Consider the following 16,487-nt stretch of genomic DNA (forward strand, 5'->3'; position numbering starts at 1 on the left):
GCGCGGCGGATCAGCGGGCGATATCGAACGCCACTGTCAGCCGCTCGCCGGCGCCGAACGGCACCGTCCCGTGCCACATCAGCGACGGGAACAACACTAGCCGCCCCGGCCTGGGTTCGACCTGCCGCAATGGCGGCAGATCGATGCCCAGTTCATGCGGCGCCTCACCCAGGGTCAACCAGCCTGCCGGCGCCGCGCCACGCTCGGCCTCGGGCGGCACCGCGACATAGAAGGCAGAGCTGATCCAGCCCTGGGGGTGGATATGGTTGGTATGCCGTCCCCCGCCGCTGCCCGCCAGCCGCACCGACCAGGCGCCGGCAAAGCGCAGCCGCTCCGGCCGGTGGCGGAGCAGCGGATGCCGCGGATCGGCGGGCGGCAGCTGCGCGACATGCCCCGCCACCGCGTCGAGGATCGCCGTGCGCAGCCCGCGGATTTCCGGCTCGGCGCGCGCGAACAGCGGCCCGTCGGTCTGCGTGCCGCCACGCACCGACTGGCCCAGCGGCGGCGCCTGCATCCCGTGCAGGCCGCGCAGACATGCTGCCAGCGCATCGAGATCCCCCGGCGGCAGGCCCAGATCGTAGACGCCGGTCAGCCGCGCATCGCCTTCCAGCCATTCCGCGCGCGCATCGCCGGTCAGCCGCCATGCCAGCGCGGCATAGGGCCAGATTTCGTCCGCGTCGGGCCGCTCCAGCAACGGCTCGATCCGCGCCGCCGCCGCTTGCGCCTGGCCCGTGCGCAGCAGGTGGCGGACATGGCGCACCGCGTGCGCGGCATCGGCGACGTCGCTCAGCGCCGCGAACAGCCGGTCGGCGCGCTCCGTCTGGCCCAGCTCGGAAGCGATCACCGCCTCGAACCGTTCGAACCCTATCCCCGTCGCCGCCTGTGCACGGCGCAACACGACGTCCGCCTCGCCATGGCGCGTCGCCTCGATCAGCACATTGAGCAGCGCGCTCCACAGTGCCACCTCCTGCGGCGCGCGGGCGACCGCCGCCTCAAGCGAAGCCGTCGCCTCTCCGCCGCGCATCGTCGCGATCCGCGCGAACGCGGCGTGGCCGGCGATCCAGAGCGGGTTGGTGGAGAGGATCATCCCCAGCTCCGAGACCGCAATACCGCCATTTCCCTCGGCGAACTGTGCGGCGGCGCGGCCGACCAGCAGATCGGAGTCCGCGGGTGCCAGTCGGCGTGCGCGCTCGAACAGTGCGAACGCCGGAAGACCTGCTTCTAGGCTCGCCTGCGCCAACCCGTGCGCAGCCTTCAGTTCATGGGGGGCGAGTCGGGCCGCTTCGCCGAACGCTCGCGCGGCCTGCGCACCATCGCCGATCGCCCGGTACATCAGCCCCAGCACATGCCACAACCGCGGATACCCGCGATGCTGCGCCAGTGCCGCGGTCAGCAGAGGTACTCCGTCCTCCGCACGACCGGCATCGCAAGCGTCGATCGCGGCGCTGATCGCCGTTTCGGGATTGCTCATCGCGTCTTCCTGCCAGCGTCGCGTGCGGGGCGCAAAGAAAAGGGGGCGAGCCGAAGCCCGCCCCCAAGTCTCTCGTTTCGGCCGTTCGTCTCAGAACTTGAGGCGACCGCTCACCGAGAAGGTCCGGCCGATCGTGTCGTAGATCGACGGGAAGGTGTTCGCATTGTTGAACGCGGTGCCGCCGATCGTCGCGCCTACCACGGGCGGCGCCTTGTCGAACAGGTTCTCGACGCCAAACGTCATCGAGAAATTCTCGTTCAACTCGGCCGCGATCGACAGATCGAACCAGTTATAGGCCGGTATCCGCTCATAGGCGTCGAAGATCGTCGCCGGGTTCGGACCCGCAGTCTGCGGCACGTTCAACGGCGGACGCTGTGCTTGCGGCAGAGCCGCCGGCTCAAGGCGAACGCTCGAGATGTGATTCCACATCAGCGAGACATCAAAGATGCCCTGCGAGTACGTCAGGCGCGTATTCCACTTCCACTCGGCGCGCGGGTTGGTGCAGTTGGTGCTGTAATAGCCCGTGCAGTCACGGTTGATCGAGTTCGGCGTTGCCTGGAAGTGGTAATAATCGAGCCACGTGCCGTTGAAGCTGAACCGCAGCGCACTGTCCTCGCCGAAGCTATAGCGATACGACACGCCCAAATCGATACCCGCGGTTTCGATCTTGCCGAGGTTCGAGCCCGACAGGATCACGCCGGGGGTCTCGCCCGCGCCATTGAGCGAGCCGTTGTTCGGGCTGCGACGGATGAGGTCGCAGAACGCGTTGGGCGTCTGGCTGGGGTTGAGCGTGGTCGAGTAGCAGCCGTTCAGGATGTCGCCAACCGCCGGGTTGCTGATCGCGTCCTCGATCTTGATGTTGAAATAGTCGACCGTGAGCGCGAAGCCCGGCAGGAAGTCGGGCTGAAGCACCGCGCCGACCGTGAAGGTCTTGGCCCGCTCAACGTCCAGATTCACGTTACCCGAGGTGGTCGAGTTGATCTGGCCCGAGGTCGGCGACGGGATCTGACCGATCGTTCCCGACGGCGCGCCGGTATAGACGCACAGGGCGGCCAGGGACGGGTTTGCCGCTGCCGAAGGGAGCTGGCTCGCCTGGCAAGGATCGGGATTAAGGTTGCTCAGACCCGTGACCGGCGACTGATACAGCTCCTGGATGTTGGGTGAGCGGATCGCGACCTGGTACATGCCGCGCAGCTTGTATCCCTGCACCGGCTCCCAGGTGCCGCCGGCCTTCCACGTGGTGGAGCCGCCAGTGGTGCTGTAATCGGAGTAGCGGATGCCGCCTTCGACAGTCAGATCATGGAAAAACGGGGCATCGGTTACCAGCGGGATGATGAGTTCCCCGAACACTTCCTTCGCTTCGATCCGGCCGAAGTCGGGCGGGATGCGCGCGCCGGTGCCCAGCACCTCGCTCTGGATCTGCGAGGGCTGATCGGGCTGGCTGCGGGCCGAAAGCACGCGGCGCTCAACGCCGACCGAGAACGCCGCCGCCTTTTCCGAGAACGGGCTCTTGAGCCCGAACAGATCCCCCGAGAGGTTGGCGCCGACCACGCTCTGCTTGATCACGCGGCGGATCTGCGCATCAAGGTCGATGAACGTCAGCATCGGCGTGGTGATCGAACCCAGCGGACCGAACAGGTTGATCGGCACACAGCCATTGCTCGTGTCGTAGCAGACCGGATTGCCAGCGGCATCGCGACGCGAAAGCAGCGCCTGCTGCAAGCGGCTGTAGGAGCCCCAATTCTCACGCGTCTGGTTCTGCGTGGTCTCGCCATATTGCGCGAACACGTCGTAACGCAGCGTCTCGGTGATGTTCCCGCGCAGACCGAATTGCATCTGGAACATGTTCGAATCGACCTGGTTGCCGCGTGCGCCGAACTCGACGATGCGGCGACCCGGCGATGCCGCTACCTCACGATAGTTAGGATCGTTGCGTGAGGTGGCGTTGGCCGCCGCGACGCACTGCGCCGCCGTCAGGCCGATCGCACCGCACAACTGGTTGCGGGCCGGAACCGGCAGATAGGCGTTGCTGATCGGAATCACGAACGGGTTGCTGAACGTACCGGTCGAGGCAAGCTGGATACGCGCGGAGTTGCGCGTGAACATGCCGCTGGCATAGGCCTCGATGCCTTCGGTGATCTCGTAGCGACCCTGCACGAAGGCGTTGAAGCGCTCGAGCGGCGCCTGCACGTACTGGAATTCGTTGGTGTTGTACGTGTCGGACTGCAGACCGGTGCGGAACGCGCCCAGCGCCGGATCGAACACTGCGCCGAAGTCGCCCGGTGCCAGGCCCAGCGCGGCGTTGCTGGGCGAACCCTGCAGGATCGTCGGCACCGCCGCGGTCGCGCCCTGGAAGTTACCGTTTGTGATCGAGCGCGGGAAGCGGCCGACTTCACGGTTGGTCGAGAAGACCGGCTTGCGGTCTGTGTAGCCGAACGCCAGCACCACGTTGCCGCGATCGTCGTCGAAACCGGCGCCCATCACCAGGTCGGCGCGGAACTGCATCCCGTCGCCGCGCTCGGCGATGCGATAGTTCGTCGACACGTCGATGCCGCGGAAGTCGCGCTTGGTGACGAAGTTGACCGCACCCGCGACGGCGTCGGCGCCATAGACCGTCGAAGCGCCGCCGGTGACCACGTCGACTCGCTCGACCAGCGCGATCGGAATGTTGTTGAGGTCGGTAAAGCCGTCGAGGCCGAACGGCACGATGCGACGGCCGTCGAGCAGCACCAGCGTGCGCTGCGACGTGTTGGTGCCGGCCTGGTTCAAACCGCGAAGATCGACCTGCGAGCTGCCGTCACCACCGTTGTTGACCGCCGGGCCAAGCGCCGGGCGAACCGCCGGCAGGTCACGCAGCAGGTCTTCGGCCGTGTTCGGCTGCTTGAAGGATATCTCTTCAGCGCCGACAACCGTGACCGGGCTCGAAATCTCGAGGTCGGGACGCTGGATAAGCGTGCCGGTGACGACCACTTCTTCAGCCGGCGATTCGGCAGCGGGCGTTTCCTGGGCCTGCGCCGGCGCGACGAAAATCGCACCGGTCAGCAGCAACGTCGACGTGAGCAGACGCGTGCGAGTGAATGAAACCATCAATGAGCACCCCTTGTCATGGCGGTTTTCCGCCTTCGTGGCGCTGCGCAGGAGTAACTCTGCGCAACATCCCCATTCCATAATTCGCCCCGCCGGTTGCTCACAATGGTGTTATGCGAGGGCAAGACAGTTTGCGCGACATCGTGATAAAATCGTCACACATGGAACCAACCTGATGTAATTTCTATAGTTTTCAGCGACTTTGCGTCAGCTTCCGGCTGGTTTAGTGTCGCGCCGCCCTTGCCCTTCGCTCGGAGAGATCGATGTCCGGAACGCCTGCCCTGCTGCTTGTCTTCGCCGCCGTCTCGGGCGTGTCTGCCGGCACCCAGGAGGCAACCGGCACCAACCCCGCCGACGCGTTGGCCGCCTGTCGCGGCATCGCCGATTCCGCGGCCCGCCTCTCCTGTTTCGACAGGACCGCCGAAGCCTTTGTCCGCGCCCGCGACAACAAGGAAGTCGTGGTCCTCGAACGCGCCGAGATTCAGAAGACCCGGCGTTCGCTGTTCGGGTTCAGCCTGCCGAGGATCGAGCTGTTCGGCAGCGGGGACGATGGCGAGGAAGAGCTCAAGGAACTCACCGGCAAGGTCGTTAGCGTGAGCAGGGCGGAACGCGATCGCTGGCTGGTGCGGATCGAGGACGAATCGCGCTGGCAGACGATCGAACCCGCGGTCTTCCCCCCCCGCACGGGCGACTATGCCAAAATCAAGCGCGCCGCGATGGGCAGCTACATGGCGAGCTTTGGCGGCAAGCGGTCGGTCCGCGTCAAGCGCGTGGACTGACGGCCTTCAGTCCACCGCCACCGGCATCGATCCCGCGATCAGCAGCGGGTCGATCTTCGCATTGCGCCAGCGCATCCCCCAGTGAAGATGCGGACCGGTCGCGCGGCCGGTCGCGCCCACCGCGCCGATCGTCTGGCCGCGGCGCACGACGTCCCCCGCCTTCACGTCGATGCGCGAGAGATGCAGGAATGCGCTGTTGAGCCCCATGCCGTGGTCGAGCATCAGCAGCTTGCCCTCCAGGGTGAAGGGCGCCTGGGTCGCCAGGATCACCACGCCGTCGGCGGGGGCGAGCACCGCGGTCCCCGTCGGGCGCGCGACATCGACGCCCGAATGGTACGATCCCGGCTCGCCCCTGTAGACGCGCTGTGACCCGAACAGGCCGGATATGCGGCCGGTCACCGGCCACATGAAGCGCTGGCGCCATCCCTGCGACGGCGATCGGATTTCGCGCGCGGCTTTGATCTGAGCCACTTCGCCCGGCCGCCGCCGCTCGAACTCGGCGCTCGGCTGCGAAATACGCGGAAGCGTATTGAGCCGCTCGATCCGCCAGGCGCGCGGCTGGACCGAAAGCGTGCGGCGGATCTCGCTGCCGTCCACGCGCGTGGCGACGATCGTCGCAGCGGGGCCGGCGTCGCGGTCGAATGCGATCAGGAAGCGGCCATCCGCCGCGACCGGCACCTCCTGCCCCTGAAAGACGATCCGGCTGGTCAGTGCCGGCGCGGTACCGAGCACCATGCCGCCTTGGATCATCGGCCCGTCGAAGCTGAACGCGTTGCGCGACGGTGCCGGCCGTGCCTGCCCGTTCGCTGCCGGAACCGGCGCCATGCCGCCCGCCGCTATCGCAGCGAGGACGGCCCCGGCGATGACAAGCCCCCCCGCCGCCTTCATGGCGTCATCAGGGCGCGCGTTGCGATCTCGGCGGTGGCATAGGCTTCCTGTCGCGCGACACTCCAGTAGCGCAGCGCATCCAGCGGGATCTTCTCGCCGCTCACCGCGCAGACGACATGGTCGCCGGGCACCAATACGCGAAAGCCGTTCGCCATATAATGGAGCCGCGCCGGGCGGGCGGTGTTGGACGACATCAGCATGGCGGTACTCGCTTCGGCTATGAACGGATCAGAACAGGTCGGGCTGTTCGGGCTTGTCGCCAGCATAGGATTTGGCGCCGCTGCGCTCAACCCGCGCATCGACGATACCGTCGCGGAAATGCAGCGTCACGGCCCCCGCCGCCCGCGCATCCGCCGCGCTCGCCACCACCTTGCCGCTCGCCTTCGCACCAACGCGCACATAGCCGCGCTGGAGCAGATTGTCGGGATTGACCGCGTCGAGCAGCTTGCCCGCCCCGTCCAGCCGATGGCGCAGCGTGTCGAGCTTGCGCTCCAGCACCGCCGGCCGCAGCGCGCCCGCTGCCCGGTCGAGCACCCCGCGCGCCGCCGTCACCCGCCGTTCCAGCGCGCGGTCGAGCTTCGCGCCCAGATCGTCCGCCTTCTGGCGCTGCGGCCCCAGCAGCGCGTCGCGCCGCGGCAGCACGCGCACCAGCGCCGCCAGCCGCTCGCCCGCCCGCTCGTGATAGCGACGCGCATAGCGCTCGGCGCGCAGGCCCATCGTCGCAACGGCATTGGCGAGCTCGGCGCGCACCGGCACCGCGATCTCCGCCGCCGCGGTCGGCGTCGGCGCGCGCACGTCGGCGGCATGGTCGCACAGCGTCGTGTCGGTCTCGTGCCCGACCGCCGAGATGATCGGGATCGAGCAGGCCGCGACCGCGCGCACCACGACCTCCTCGTTGAACGCCCACAGATCCTCGATCGACCCACCACCGCGAGCGACGATCACCAGATCGGGCCGCCGGACGGGGCCATCCGCCGGCATGGCGTCGAACCCGCGCACCGCCGCCGCCACTTCGGCCGCGGCGCCCTCGCCCTGCACCTTCACCGGCCACACCAGGACATGGGTCGGGAAACGATCCGCGAGCCGATGGAGAATGTCGCGGATCACCGCGCCGGTCGGCGACGTCACCACGCCGATCGTTTGCGGGGCGAACGGCAATGGCTGTTTGCGCGCCGGATCGAACAGGCCCTCCCCGGCCAGCTGGGCCTTGAGCTTCTCCAGCAACGCCATCAGCGCGCCTTCGCCCGCCAGTTCCATCCGCTCGATCACGATCTGGTATTTCGACCGGCCGGGATAGGTGGTGAGCTTGCCGGTCGCGACCACCTCGATCCCGTCCTGCGGGCGGAACGGCAGGCGATCGGCCTGGCCGCGCCACATCACCGCGTCGATCACCGCATCGGCATCCTTCAGCGCCAGATAGACATGGCCCGACGCCGCACGCTTGAACCCCGAAATCTCGCCGCGCAGGCGGACATGGCCGAACTCGCCCTCCACCATCCGCTTCAGCTTCAGCGACAATTCGCCGACCGACAGCGGAGCAGCGTTGTCCCCTTCCCGCCCCTCGGCTACGAGCCGCGGCGGAAACTGATCGTCGAAGGGGTCTGACATGAACGTCCTGTTGCTTGGGTCCGGTGGCCGCGAACATGCGCTCGCCTGGAAGCTCGCGCAATCGCCCCGGCTCGATAGCCTTCATGCGATCCCCGGCAACCCCGGAATCGCCAAATATGCGGCCTGCCACGACGTTACGCTGACCGATCATGCCGCCGTGATCGACTTCTGCGAGCGCCATGCGATCGGCTTCGTCGTGGTGGGCCCCGAGGCACCGCTGGTCGATGGCCTTTCCGACAGCCTGCGCGCCGCCGGCTATGGCGTGTTCGGCCCCAGCCAGGCCGCCGCCCAGCTCGAAGGGTCGAAGGGCTTCACCAAGGATCTGTGCGCGCGGGAGAATATCCCGACCGCCGGCTATATCCGCGTCGCCGACCTCGAAACCGCGCGCCTCGCGCTCGCCCGCGATTTCCCCCGCCCGGTGGTGATCAAGGCCGACGGCCTTGCCGCGGGCAAGGGTGTCACCGTCGCCATGACGGACGAGGAAGCCGACGCCGCCATCGCCGCGATCTTCGACAAGCCCGGCGGCGAAGCCGTGATCGAGGAGTTTCTGGAGGGCGAGGAAGCCAGCTTCTTCGTCCTGACCGACGGCACCGATTTCGTCACCTTCGGCTCGGCGCAGGATCACAAGCGCGTCGGCGACGGCGATACCGGCCCCAATACCGGCGGCATGGGCGCGTACAGCCCCGCTCCGGTGCTGACCCCCGCGCTCGAAGCCGAAGCGATCGAGACGATCATCAAGCCGACGATTGCCGGCATGGCCAAGGCCGGCACCCCCTATTCGGGCGTGCTCTATGCCGGGCTCATGCTCACCCGCAACGGCCCCAAGCTGATTGAATATAACGCCCGCTTCGGCGATCCCGAATGCCAGGTGCTGATGCTGCGGTTCGAGGGCGACCTGCTCGAGCTGATGCTCGCCACCGAAGCCGGCGAACTCGCCGGCCGCGAAGCCCCCCGTTTCGGTGCCGAGACCGCGCTCACCGTCGTCATGGCGGCAAAGGGCTATCCCGGCACGCCGCAGACGGGCGGCGCGATCGACGGCCTCGACGCGGCGGAGGAAACCGGCGCGCAGGTCTTCCAGGCCGGCACGAAGCTGGACGGCGGCCAGCTCGTCGCCGCGGGCGGCCGCGTCCTCACCGTCACAGCCACCGGCGCGACCGTCACCGAAGCGCAGGCCGCCGCCTATCGCGCGGTCGATGCGATCGACTTTCCCACCGGCTTCGCCCGTCGCGACATCGGCTGGCGCGAGGTGGCGCGCGAGCGGGGCTGACCGGGCTTTCACAAGGCTTAACCATCGGATAGGCTTGCGCTTTCCCAACCAGGGCGGACGATGGCCGACAACGCGCAATCCATTTCCCTCACCAGCGATCCGTTCGCCTGGGTGACGACCACGCACTTCGTGGTGATCGGCCTTTGCGCGCTCGGCGCGATCGCCATCCTGATCTGGGGCCGCCATCTGCGCCGCAAGCGGCAAGAGGCCGACGCCGAGCTGGAGGGGAATAACGAGATCGTGGAAGGTGAGACACGCCCGCCAGAACCCTAGGTCGGGAAGGCAGCCGGCCAGGAAAAGCTGCGACTTGTATTCAGCCCCGGCCTTAGTCCCGGATCTCGCTCAGCAGCAGCTTGTCGATCTTGTGCCCGTCCATGTCGACGATCTCGAAGCGCCAGCCCTGCTCGGAGAAGCTCTCGCCCTCCTTGGGCAAATGCTTGAGCACCGCGAGCGCGAGCCCGGCGACGGTCGCATAGTCGCGGTCCTCGGGCAGCTCGATCCCGATCCGCTCGGCCAGCGCGTCGGCGGCGAGCTGGCCGGAAACCAGCAGCGATCCGTCATCGCGCACCACGATCGAGCGGCTGTCGCCCGGGTCCGCGTCGGACACGAACTCGCCCGCGATCGCGGCGAGCAGGTCGGCCGGGGTCACGATCCCTTCGAAATGCCCGTATTCGTCATGGACGAAGCCCATCGGCACCGCTGCGCGGCGCAACGATCCCAAAGCGTCCATCGCATCGACCTGATCGGGCAGCACCGGCGCGGAATGCATCAGCGCGCGCAGGTCGAGCGGTTCGCCGCGGATCAGCGCCGTCACCACGTCGCGTGCCTGCACCACGCCGACCACCGCGTCGACCGACCCCTCGGCCACCGGCAGCCGCGTGTGCGGCGTCTGCGCGAGCAGCGTGCGGATCGCAGCTTCATCCAGATTGGCGTCGATCCATTCCACCTCGGTGCGCGGCGTCATCACCTCGCGCACCGGGCGGTCGGCAAGCCGGACCACGCCGGAGATGATCGAGCGCTCATGTTCCTCGATCACGCCCGAATGCGTCGCCTCGGCGACCAGCATGTGCAGTTCCTCGGCGGTGACGCGATTCTCCGATTCGCGGTTCATGCCGAGCAGGCGGAAAACGAGGCTGCTGCTCCGGTCGAGGATCCAGACGACGGGTGCGGTGAGTCGCGCCAGCCATTTCATCGGCGTCGCCACCAGCACCGCGATCGGCTCGGGCGAGCGCAGCGCGAACTGCTTGGGCACCAGCTCGCCGACGATCAGCGAAGCATAGGTGGTGAGCGCGATGACGATCGCGAAGCCGATCGTCTCGGCGGTCTCGTGATCGACGCCCAGCGCCTCGATCCGCGCGGCAGTGGGCATGCCCAGGCTCGCGCCCGAATAGGCGCCGGCGATGATGCCGATCAGCGTGATGCCGATCTGGACCGTCGACAGGAACTTGCCGGGATCGGCGGCAAGGTCGATCGCGGTCTGCGCGCCGCGCTTGCCCGCGCGCACCAGCGCCTCCAGCCGCGCCTTGCGCGCCGAGACGATGGCGAGCTCCGACATGGCGAAGACACCGTTCAGCGCGACCAGCGCCAGGATGATCGCAACGTCGATCCAGGGAAATGGGGGAAGCGGGTCCATTGGCCTGCGGCCTCATAGCCATATTCAGGTGGGTTTCACAATGGCGCGCGCATTGGCGGCTCGATGCGAAGGCGGAACAACGCCGCTTTCGGATGATTTTGTTGGCGTAGAACAGACTTGGAGGACCCCCATGCGTAACTGGCCCCTTATCCCCGCAATCGCCGCGCTCACGCTGACCGGCGCGTGCGTCACCGATCCGGTGACCGGCGAACAGCGGATGTCCAAGGCCGGCATCGGCGCGCTCGGCGGCGCGCTCGGCGGCTATCTGCTCGGCGACATCGTCGGCGGGCGGCGCGACCGGACCGAGAAGATCCTCGGCGCGGGCATCGGTGCGATCGGCGGCGCTGCGATCGGCAGCTATATGGACCGTCAGGAGCGCGAGATCCGCGAGCGCACCGCCGGCTCCGATGTGGAGGTGATGCGCCAGGGCGACGATCTCATCCTCTCGATGCCGTCGGGAATCACCTTCGCGACCGACAGCTCGTCGATCCAGCCGCAGTTCCGCCCGACCCTCGACAAGGTCGCCGACGTGCTCGACCGCTACAACCAGACCTATGTCGATGTGTACGGTCACACCGATTCGACCGGATCGGACGCCTACAATCAGGCCTTGTCCGAACGCCGCGCCGATTCGGTCGCCAGCTACCTTGTCTCGCGCGGCGTCGAATCGGCCCGCCTCGAAGCGCTCGGCTATGGCGAGACCCAGCCGATCGCCTCGAACGACACGGTCGAGGGCCGCGCCCAGAATCGCCGCGTCGAGATCAAGATCGTTCCCGTCCGCGACAGCGACCGGCGCTAGGTTGCGAGGGCCGCACCGGCCCGAGGTTCCGGCGATGCGATGCATCGATGGAAAGGCTGCGGAGGGCGGTGCGGTACCCGGTCTGCATCGCAGAACCGGAAAGCTCACCTGCGCGCCGCGAAGAACTCCCTGAGCAGCGCCCCCGCCTCGCCCTCACCGATCCCCGAATAGACTTCGGGCCGGTGATGGCAGGTCGGCTGGGCAAAGAAGCGCGGGCCATGCTCGACCGCGCCGCCCTTGGGGTCGCTCGCGCCGTAATAGACGCGCGCGATGCGGGCATGGCTGATCGCCCCCGCGCACATCGCGCAGGGCTCCAGCGTCACCCAAAGGTCGCAATCCTCCAGCCGCTCGCGGCCAAGCGCTTTTGCCGCCGCGCGAATCGCCAGCAGCTCGGCATGCGCGGTGGGGTCGTGCAGGGTTCGCGGAGCGTTGGCCGCGATCGCGACCACCGTCTCGCCCCGCATCACCACCGCGCCCACCGGCACCTCGCCGGCCTTCGCCGCATCACGGGCGGCATCCAGCGCGGCGCGCATCGGTTCGGGCAGCGGAAACATCGCCCCGCTATGCCCCGCGCGATCCGGCTTGGCTATGCCATGCGAATCGGGCGTTGCTCGGAACCGCCGGTGCCGTGGTGCAGCGCCGGCAGGCGCACCCTATCAAGGATTAGCGCGCCTTGGCGGCGGGCTCGGCCGGCTTCGCCTTCTCCACCTCCACCACCGGCACCTGGATCACCTTGTTCTCCATCACCACGGTCGGCACCTGGATCGTCTTGTTGGTATAGCCCATGCCGACTTCACCGACATCGGCCTTCACCGCGGGCGGCTGGCCGCCCTCCAGTTTCACGCTGGGCAGGCTGCCCGGCTGCATGTTGACGTTGAGCATGCCGAGCGAGATCATCGCCACGACCGCCACCGCGGCCAGCACCAGTATCGCCAGAATTGCACGCATGGCTCGGGTCTCCTCAAATCGAATCGTTTGCGAAATAACGCGCGATCGATCATCGAAGTTGCATCGGGGGCCGGGAACGAGGTTGACGAAAAGCCTCTGCCCCGGTACTGCGCCCCACTTTCCGGGGCTACCGGAACAGGCATAAACCTAGGATCAAGCTGATGTCGCGCATTTGCGAGCTGACCGGCAAGGGCCGGCAGGTGGGTCACAACGTTTCCCACGCCAATAACAAGACCAAGCGGACTTTTCTGCCGAATCTGCAGAACGTCACGCTGATGTCCGAAGCGCTTGAGCGCTCGATCCGTCTGCGCGTCTCGACGCACGGCCTGCGCTCGGTCGAGCACAATGGCGGCCTCGACAACTGGCTGCTCAAGACCAGCGACGAGAAGCTTTCGCTCAAGGCACGCCGCCTCAAGCGCGAAGTCGCCAAGAAGGCAATCGCCGCAGCCTGACCCTTTCGGGTTCGCTGTACCGACCGGCCCGCTCCTGCAAGGGATGCGGGCCGTTCGGCGTTATGCGGGTTCGGGTTCAGCCTGCTGCCCGATCGCCCCTCGCTCCGAACGATCTCCACGGGGAGCCGGGCCCGTGCCGCCCTCCGTCAAACGTCCAGCCTGAACTTGAGCAGCAGCGAGCGCTGCAGAAACAGCTGGTTGTCGTCCGACGCGATCCACAGGATCGTCGAATCACCCTCGCGCACCGCCGCGATCGCTTCGAAATTGTCATGCACCACGGGCGCCGCGAATCGCGCGACTTCCCGTCCGGTGACGATTCGGCCGGGCTGCACCGCATCGCGATCGATCAGCGCCAGCACTGCAGTGAACCCCTCGCGTAGCGATGCCTTGCGGTTGAGCACCGCCAGCCGCCCGTCAGGCAGTTCGACGATATCGGTGGGCAGAAACCCCTTGGGCGGGCGATAGCCGAACGCGAAGCTGCGCTGCCTCGGCTGAGTCGGGTCGCCCGCGAACCACAGCCCTGTCTTGACGTCGGTCAGTTCCACGCCGTTGCGCTTCACATCCTGATCCTCGGCCAGCACGATGAAGCCGCCGTCGCGCAACCGCACCAGCGATTCGGCGCCGCCATTCACCGGCCACCCGGCCATCGTCCGCGGTGCGACGCGTGCCTCCGCCCGTGCAAAACCCGGCGCAAAGCGCCAGATTTCGTTCGCGCGCTCGAATCCGATCCAGAGTTGCCCCGTCGCGGGATCGTGCGTCAGCGATTCGCTGTCGCGATCTTCCTTCCGCCAACCTGTCCCCGGTCCATCGGGCAGGTTGGCGAAACGCGGTTCGCGCACCTGCCAGTCGGCGCCCATGCGGAAGCTGAGGATGTTGCCGCCATCGCTCAGCAGGGTGAAGCGATCGCCCTCGACCATCATGGCGGAGAAGCCGCCGAACGCGGGCGCGGGTCCGGTAAGATAGACCCCGCCCAGAAAGGTCAGCCCCCCCAGCTTCACCCGCCCGGGGGCAAGCGGATCGATCACCGCGCGGTGCGCCGCCATTTCCGCCGTAGGCGGAAACAGCGCCAGCCGCGGTTCCCCCGACCAGCTCGGCACGAACAGCAGGATCAGCAGGACAGAAAGCAGGATACGCATCGCGCCCTAATAGCGGCCCGATTTGCGCCGCAAAGCTGAACCTCAGATAACGGCCGCGTTCAGACAGCGCTCAATCCCGTTCATCTAGAGGCACTTCCAACGGGTCGCGTCGCATGCGGCGCCCCCGCCGAACAGCCGGTGCGCGTTGATGGCACCCTGCCCGTGTTTCCCCGCGTTGCGTATCGGGGACGGGCGCTTCCCCCCTCGGGTTCTTTCCCGCACCGGCCATTTCCCTTCGAACCCGCACGCCTGCTGCCATGCAGCGCCGTTCGCTGAACGGGAGATAACCGGCACATTCAGACAAGGCTCAACCCGGTTGTGCGAATCCCATGTTCAACGATGGCGGCACAGGGCCGCATCGCACGAAACGGCAGAACAAGGAGAAGACCATGTTCAAGAAGCTTTCCCTGATCGGCGCCGCGCTGGCGATGACCGGTACCGCGCTGATCCCCGCCGCACCTGCCGCCGCGCAGGGCCGCTATGAGTATCGCGACCGCGACTATCGCGGATATGATCGCGACCGCGGCTATCGCGACTATCGCCGCTATGACCGTGGCGACCGCCGCTACTACAACAACCGCTACCGCGCGCGCGAGAAGTGCAACGATGGCGACGGCGGCACGATCGTCGGCGCGATCGCCGGCGGCCTCGCAGGCAACGCCATCGCCGGCCGCGGCGATCGTACGCTCGGCACGATCCTCGGGGGTGCCGTCGGCGCCATCGCCGGCCGCGAAATCGACCGGTCGGACCGTCCGGGCTATTGCCGCCGCTAACTCCTTGGCGGGCTGAAACAGAAAGGCCGGCTCTCGCCCGAGAGCCGGCCTTACTTGCAACCGACACCAAGTGTATCACTTAAGCAACACTCTGCCGCCAATCCCTCATTTCGAACGGCTTAGCGCTTGTTTCCGCCACATTCGCCACCCAGATGCGCGCCTCCCGAGGCGCGGAGAACACGCGCCCGGGACTGTAAAAAGGAATTGAGAATACCATGAAGAAGATTGCTCTGGCGCTTGCCGCCCTGACCGCCGCCGCAACCCCGGCTTTCGCTCAGGACGAGGCAGCCCCCTTCAACGGCGCGCATGTTTCGGCCGTTGTCGGTTACGACAAGCTCGATCTCAACACCTCGGGCGTGGATAACCCCGATGGCGTCACCTATGGCGTGAACCTCGGCTACGACCTGCAGCGCGGCAACGTGCTGTTCGGCATCGAGGGCGAAGTCACCGAATCCTCGGCCGAACTCAAGGTCGGCAACACCGTCGTCGCTTCGGCGAGCCGCGACCTCTACGCCGGTGGCCGTCTCGGCTATGTGCTCGGCAACACCGCGGTCTACGGCAAGGTCGGCTACACCAACGCCCGCATCGAGAGCACCGTTGGCAACGAGAATGGCGACGGCATCCGTCTCGGCGCCGGCGTCGAGCACAAGTTCGGCCAGAACTTCTTCGGCAAGGTCGAGTATCGCTATTCGAACTACGAAGCCGATGTCACGCGCCACCAGGCCGTCGCCGGCCTCGGCGTGCGCTTCTAAGGTGCTGGTGCCGCGCTCGGACAGCACCACGCGGCACGAGACAGAAGAGGCCGGCTTCCTCGCGGAAGCCGGCCTTTTTTAGGTCTGGGTGCCGGCGGCCGCGATTCCCTTGGATCCTCAGCACGGCACAGCCCGCGCTGACGCCGTCAGTACATATGCTGCCCGCCGTTGATGCTCAGCGTCGATCCGGTGACGAACCCGCCCTCTTCCGAACACAGGAACGCCACGCCGCGCGCGATCTCGTTCGCCTGGCCCAGCCGCCCGACCGGGATCTTGGCGACGATCTTCTCGAGCACTTCCGCCGGCACTGCCGCGACCATGTCGGTGTCGATATACCCCGGCGCGATCGCGTTCACCGTCACCCCCGCACGCGCGCCTTCCTGCGCCAGCGCCTTGGTGAAGCCGTGGATGCCGCTTTTCGCCGCGGCATAGTTGACCTGGCCGTACTGCCCGGCCTGGCCGTTGATCGATCCGATGTTGACGATCCGTCCCCATTTGCGCTCGCGCATGCCGGGGAAGGTCGCCTTGGCCATGTTGAAGCAACCGCCCAGGTTGGTGTCCATGACCTCCTTCCACATCTGGTAGGTCATTTTCAGGATCGTGCCGTCGCGGGTGATGCCGGCATTGTTGACCACGACATCGACCGGCCCCAGCGCCGCCTCGACATCCGCCACGCCCTGCTGGCACGCGTCATAGTCGGCGACGTCCCATTTGAACGCCTTGATCCCCGTCCGCTCGGTGAACTCCGCGGCGCGCTGGTCGTTGCCGGCATAGTTGGCCGCGACCGTCATCCCCATGTCCTTGAGCGCTACGCTGATCGCCTCGCCGATCCCGCGCGTGCCGCCGGTTACGATCGCTACCCGTGCCATGAACCTCTCCTAGATTGGTTGAACC

General features: G+C 67.2%; 17 protein-coding genes. 7 read left to right on the top strand and 10 right to left on the bottom strand.

All coding sequences use genetic code 11. The features are described 5' to 3' along the window. Positions 1–10: 10 nt before the first annotated feature. Positions 11–1,471, bottom strand: a complete 1,461-nt coding sequence (locus BDW16_RS07070) for a 2OG-Fe(II) oxygenase family protein (protein ID WP_066580220.1) — start codon at positions 1,469–1,471, stop codon at positions 11–13. A gap of 90 nt (positions 1,472–1,561) precedes the next feature. Next, complete coding sequence (locus tag BDW16_RS07075; RefSeq protein ID WP_066580221.1) at positions 1,562–4,558, bottom strand: TonB-dependent receptor plug domain-containing protein; 2,997 nt, start codon at positions 4,556–4,558, stop codon at positions 1,562–1,564. A 263-nt stretch (positions 4,559–4,821) separates the two neighbouring features. On the opposite strand from BDW16_RS07075, the gene BDW16_RS07080 reads away from it, so the two are divergent. Beyond that, positions 4,822–5,337, top strand: coding sequence for a hypothetical protein (locus tag BDW16_RS07080; protein WP_066580222.1), 516 nt, complete (start codon positions 4,822–4,824; stop codon positions 5,335–5,337). Between the two features lie 6 nt (positions 5,338–5,343). Here the strand turns inward: BDW16_RS07080 and BDW16_RS07085 are convergent, their stop codons facing one another. Genes BDW16_RS07085 through xseA form a run of 3 tightly spaced genes read right to left on the bottom strand, consistent with a single transcriptional unit; the run spans position 5,344 to position 7,833 of the window. After that, positions 5,344–6,225 (bottom strand): M23 family metallopeptidase, encoded by an 882-nt coding sequence (locus tag BDW16_RS07085; RefSeq protein ID WP_066580223.1) that lies wholly within the window; start codon positions 6,223–6,225, stop codon positions 5,344–5,346. Beyond that, complete coding sequence (locus BDW16_RS07090) at positions 6,222–6,425, bottom strand: DUF2093 domain-containing protein (protein ID WP_371836711.1); 204 nt, start codon at positions 6,423–6,425, stop codon at positions 6,222–6,224. The genes BDW16_RS07085 and BDW16_RS07090 overlap by 4 nt, the downstream gene beginning before the upstream one ends. A 28-nt stretch (positions 6,426–6,453) precedes the next feature. Further along, positions 6,454–7,833 carry an exodeoxyribonuclease VII large subunit gene (gene xseA, locus BDW16_RS07095; protein ID WP_066580227.1) on the bottom strand — a complete coding sequence of 460 codons (1,380 nt, stop codon included), beginning with the start codon at positions 7,831–7,833 and terminating at the stop codon, positions 6,454–6,456. Between xseA and purD the strand changes: the two genes are divergently transcribed. Together purD and BDW16_RS07105 are read left to right on the top strand one after the other, a co-directional pair. Further along, the gene (purD, locus tag BDW16_RS07100) at positions 7,832–9,100 is read left to right on the top strand and encodes a phosphoribosylamine--glycine ligase (protein ID WP_066580228.1); all 1,269 of its coding nucleotides are present in this window, start codon (positions 7,832–7,834) and stop codon (positions 9,098–9,100) included. The two genes, xseA and purD, sit on opposite strands and share 2 nt — an antisense overlap. A gap of 60 nt (positions 9,101–9,160) precedes the next feature. Further along, a complete protein-coding gene (locus BDW16_RS07105) occupies positions 9,161–9,373 on the top strand; it encodes a hypothetical protein (protein ID WP_066580229.1) in 213 nt (70 codons plus the stop codon). A 52-nt stretch (positions 9,374–9,425) separates the two neighbouring features. Here the strand turns inward: BDW16_RS07105 and BDW16_RS07110 are convergent, their stop codons facing one another. Beyond that, the gene (locus BDW16_RS07110) at positions 9,426–10,733 is read right to left on the bottom strand and encodes a hemolysin family protein (protein WP_066580231.1); all 1,308 of its coding nucleotides are present in this window, start codon (positions 10,731–10,733) and stop codon (positions 9,426–9,428) included. Positions 10,734–10,863: 130 nt separating this feature from the next. Here BDW16_RS07110 and BDW16_RS07115 point away from each other — a divergent pair, with 130 nt between their 5' ends. Then, positions 10,864–11,532, top strand: a complete 669-nt coding sequence (locus tag BDW16_RS07115; RefSeq protein ID WP_066580232.1) for a YiaD family glycine zipper/OmpA-like lipoprotein — start codon at positions 10,864–10,866, stop codon at positions 11,530–11,532. 104 nt (positions 11,533–11,636) lie between these two features. On the opposite strand, the gene BDW16_RS07120 is transcribed toward BDW16_RS07115, so the two are convergent. Together BDW16_RS07120 and BDW16_RS07125 are read right to left on the bottom strand one after the other, a co-directional pair. After that, on the bottom strand, positions 11,637–12,065 hold the full coding sequence (locus tag BDW16_RS07120) for a nucleoside deaminase (RefSeq protein WP_083954378.1): 429 nt from the start codon (positions 12,063–12,065) through the stop codon (positions 11,637–11,639). A gap of 130 nt (positions 12,066–12,195) precedes the next feature. Continuing rightward, a complete protein-coding gene (locus BDW16_RS07125; RefSeq protein ID WP_066580235.1) occupies positions 12,196–12,480 on the bottom strand; it encodes a hypothetical protein in 285 nt (94 codons plus the stop codon). Between the two features lie 161 nt (positions 12,481–12,641). Between BDW16_RS07125 and rpmB the strand changes: the two genes are divergently transcribed. Further along, complete coding sequence (gene rpmB / locus BDW16_RS07130) at positions 12,642–12,932, top strand: 50S ribosomal protein L28 (protein ID WP_066580237.1); 291 nt, start codon at positions 12,642–12,644, stop codon at positions 12,930–12,932. Positions 12,933–13,078: 146 nt separating this feature from the next. Here the strand turns inward: rpmB and BDW16_RS07135 are convergent, their stop codons facing one another. Continuing rightward, positions 13,079–14,068, bottom strand: coding sequence for an esterase-like activity of phytase family protein (locus BDW16_RS07135; protein WP_066580239.1), 990 nt, complete (start codon positions 14,066–14,068; stop codon positions 13,079–13,081). 389 nt (positions 14,069–14,457) lie between these two features. Between BDW16_RS07135 and BDW16_RS07140 the strand changes: the two genes are divergently transcribed. Together BDW16_RS07140 and BDW16_RS07145 are read left to right on the top strand one after the other, a co-directional pair. Then, a complete protein-coding gene (locus BDW16_RS07140) occupies positions 14,458–14,841 on the top strand; it encodes a glycine zipper 2TM domain-containing protein (protein ID WP_066580331.1) in 384 nt (127 codons plus the stop codon). Between the two features lie 215 nt (positions 14,842–15,056). After that, complete coding sequence (locus BDW16_RS07145; protein ID WP_066580240.1) at positions 15,057–15,593, top strand: outer membrane protein; 537 nt, start codon at positions 15,057–15,059, stop codon at positions 15,591–15,593. Between the two features lie 146 nt (positions 15,594–15,739). Here the strand turns inward: BDW16_RS07145 and phbB are convergent, their stop codons facing one another. Continuing rightward, complete coding sequence (gene phbB / locus BDW16_RS07150; RefSeq protein WP_066580242.1) at positions 15,740–16,462, bottom strand: acetoacetyl-CoA reductase; 723 nt, start codon at positions 16,460–16,462, stop codon at positions 15,740–15,742. Between the last annotated feature and the right edge of the window lie 25 nt (positions 16,463–16,487).

Source organism: Sphingomonas koreensis (assembly GCF_002797435.1).
In the GTDB taxonomy this organism is placed as follows: domain Bacteria; phylum Pseudomonadota; class Alphaproteobacteria; order Sphingomonadales; family Sphingomonadaceae; genus Sphingomonas; species Sphingomonas koreensis.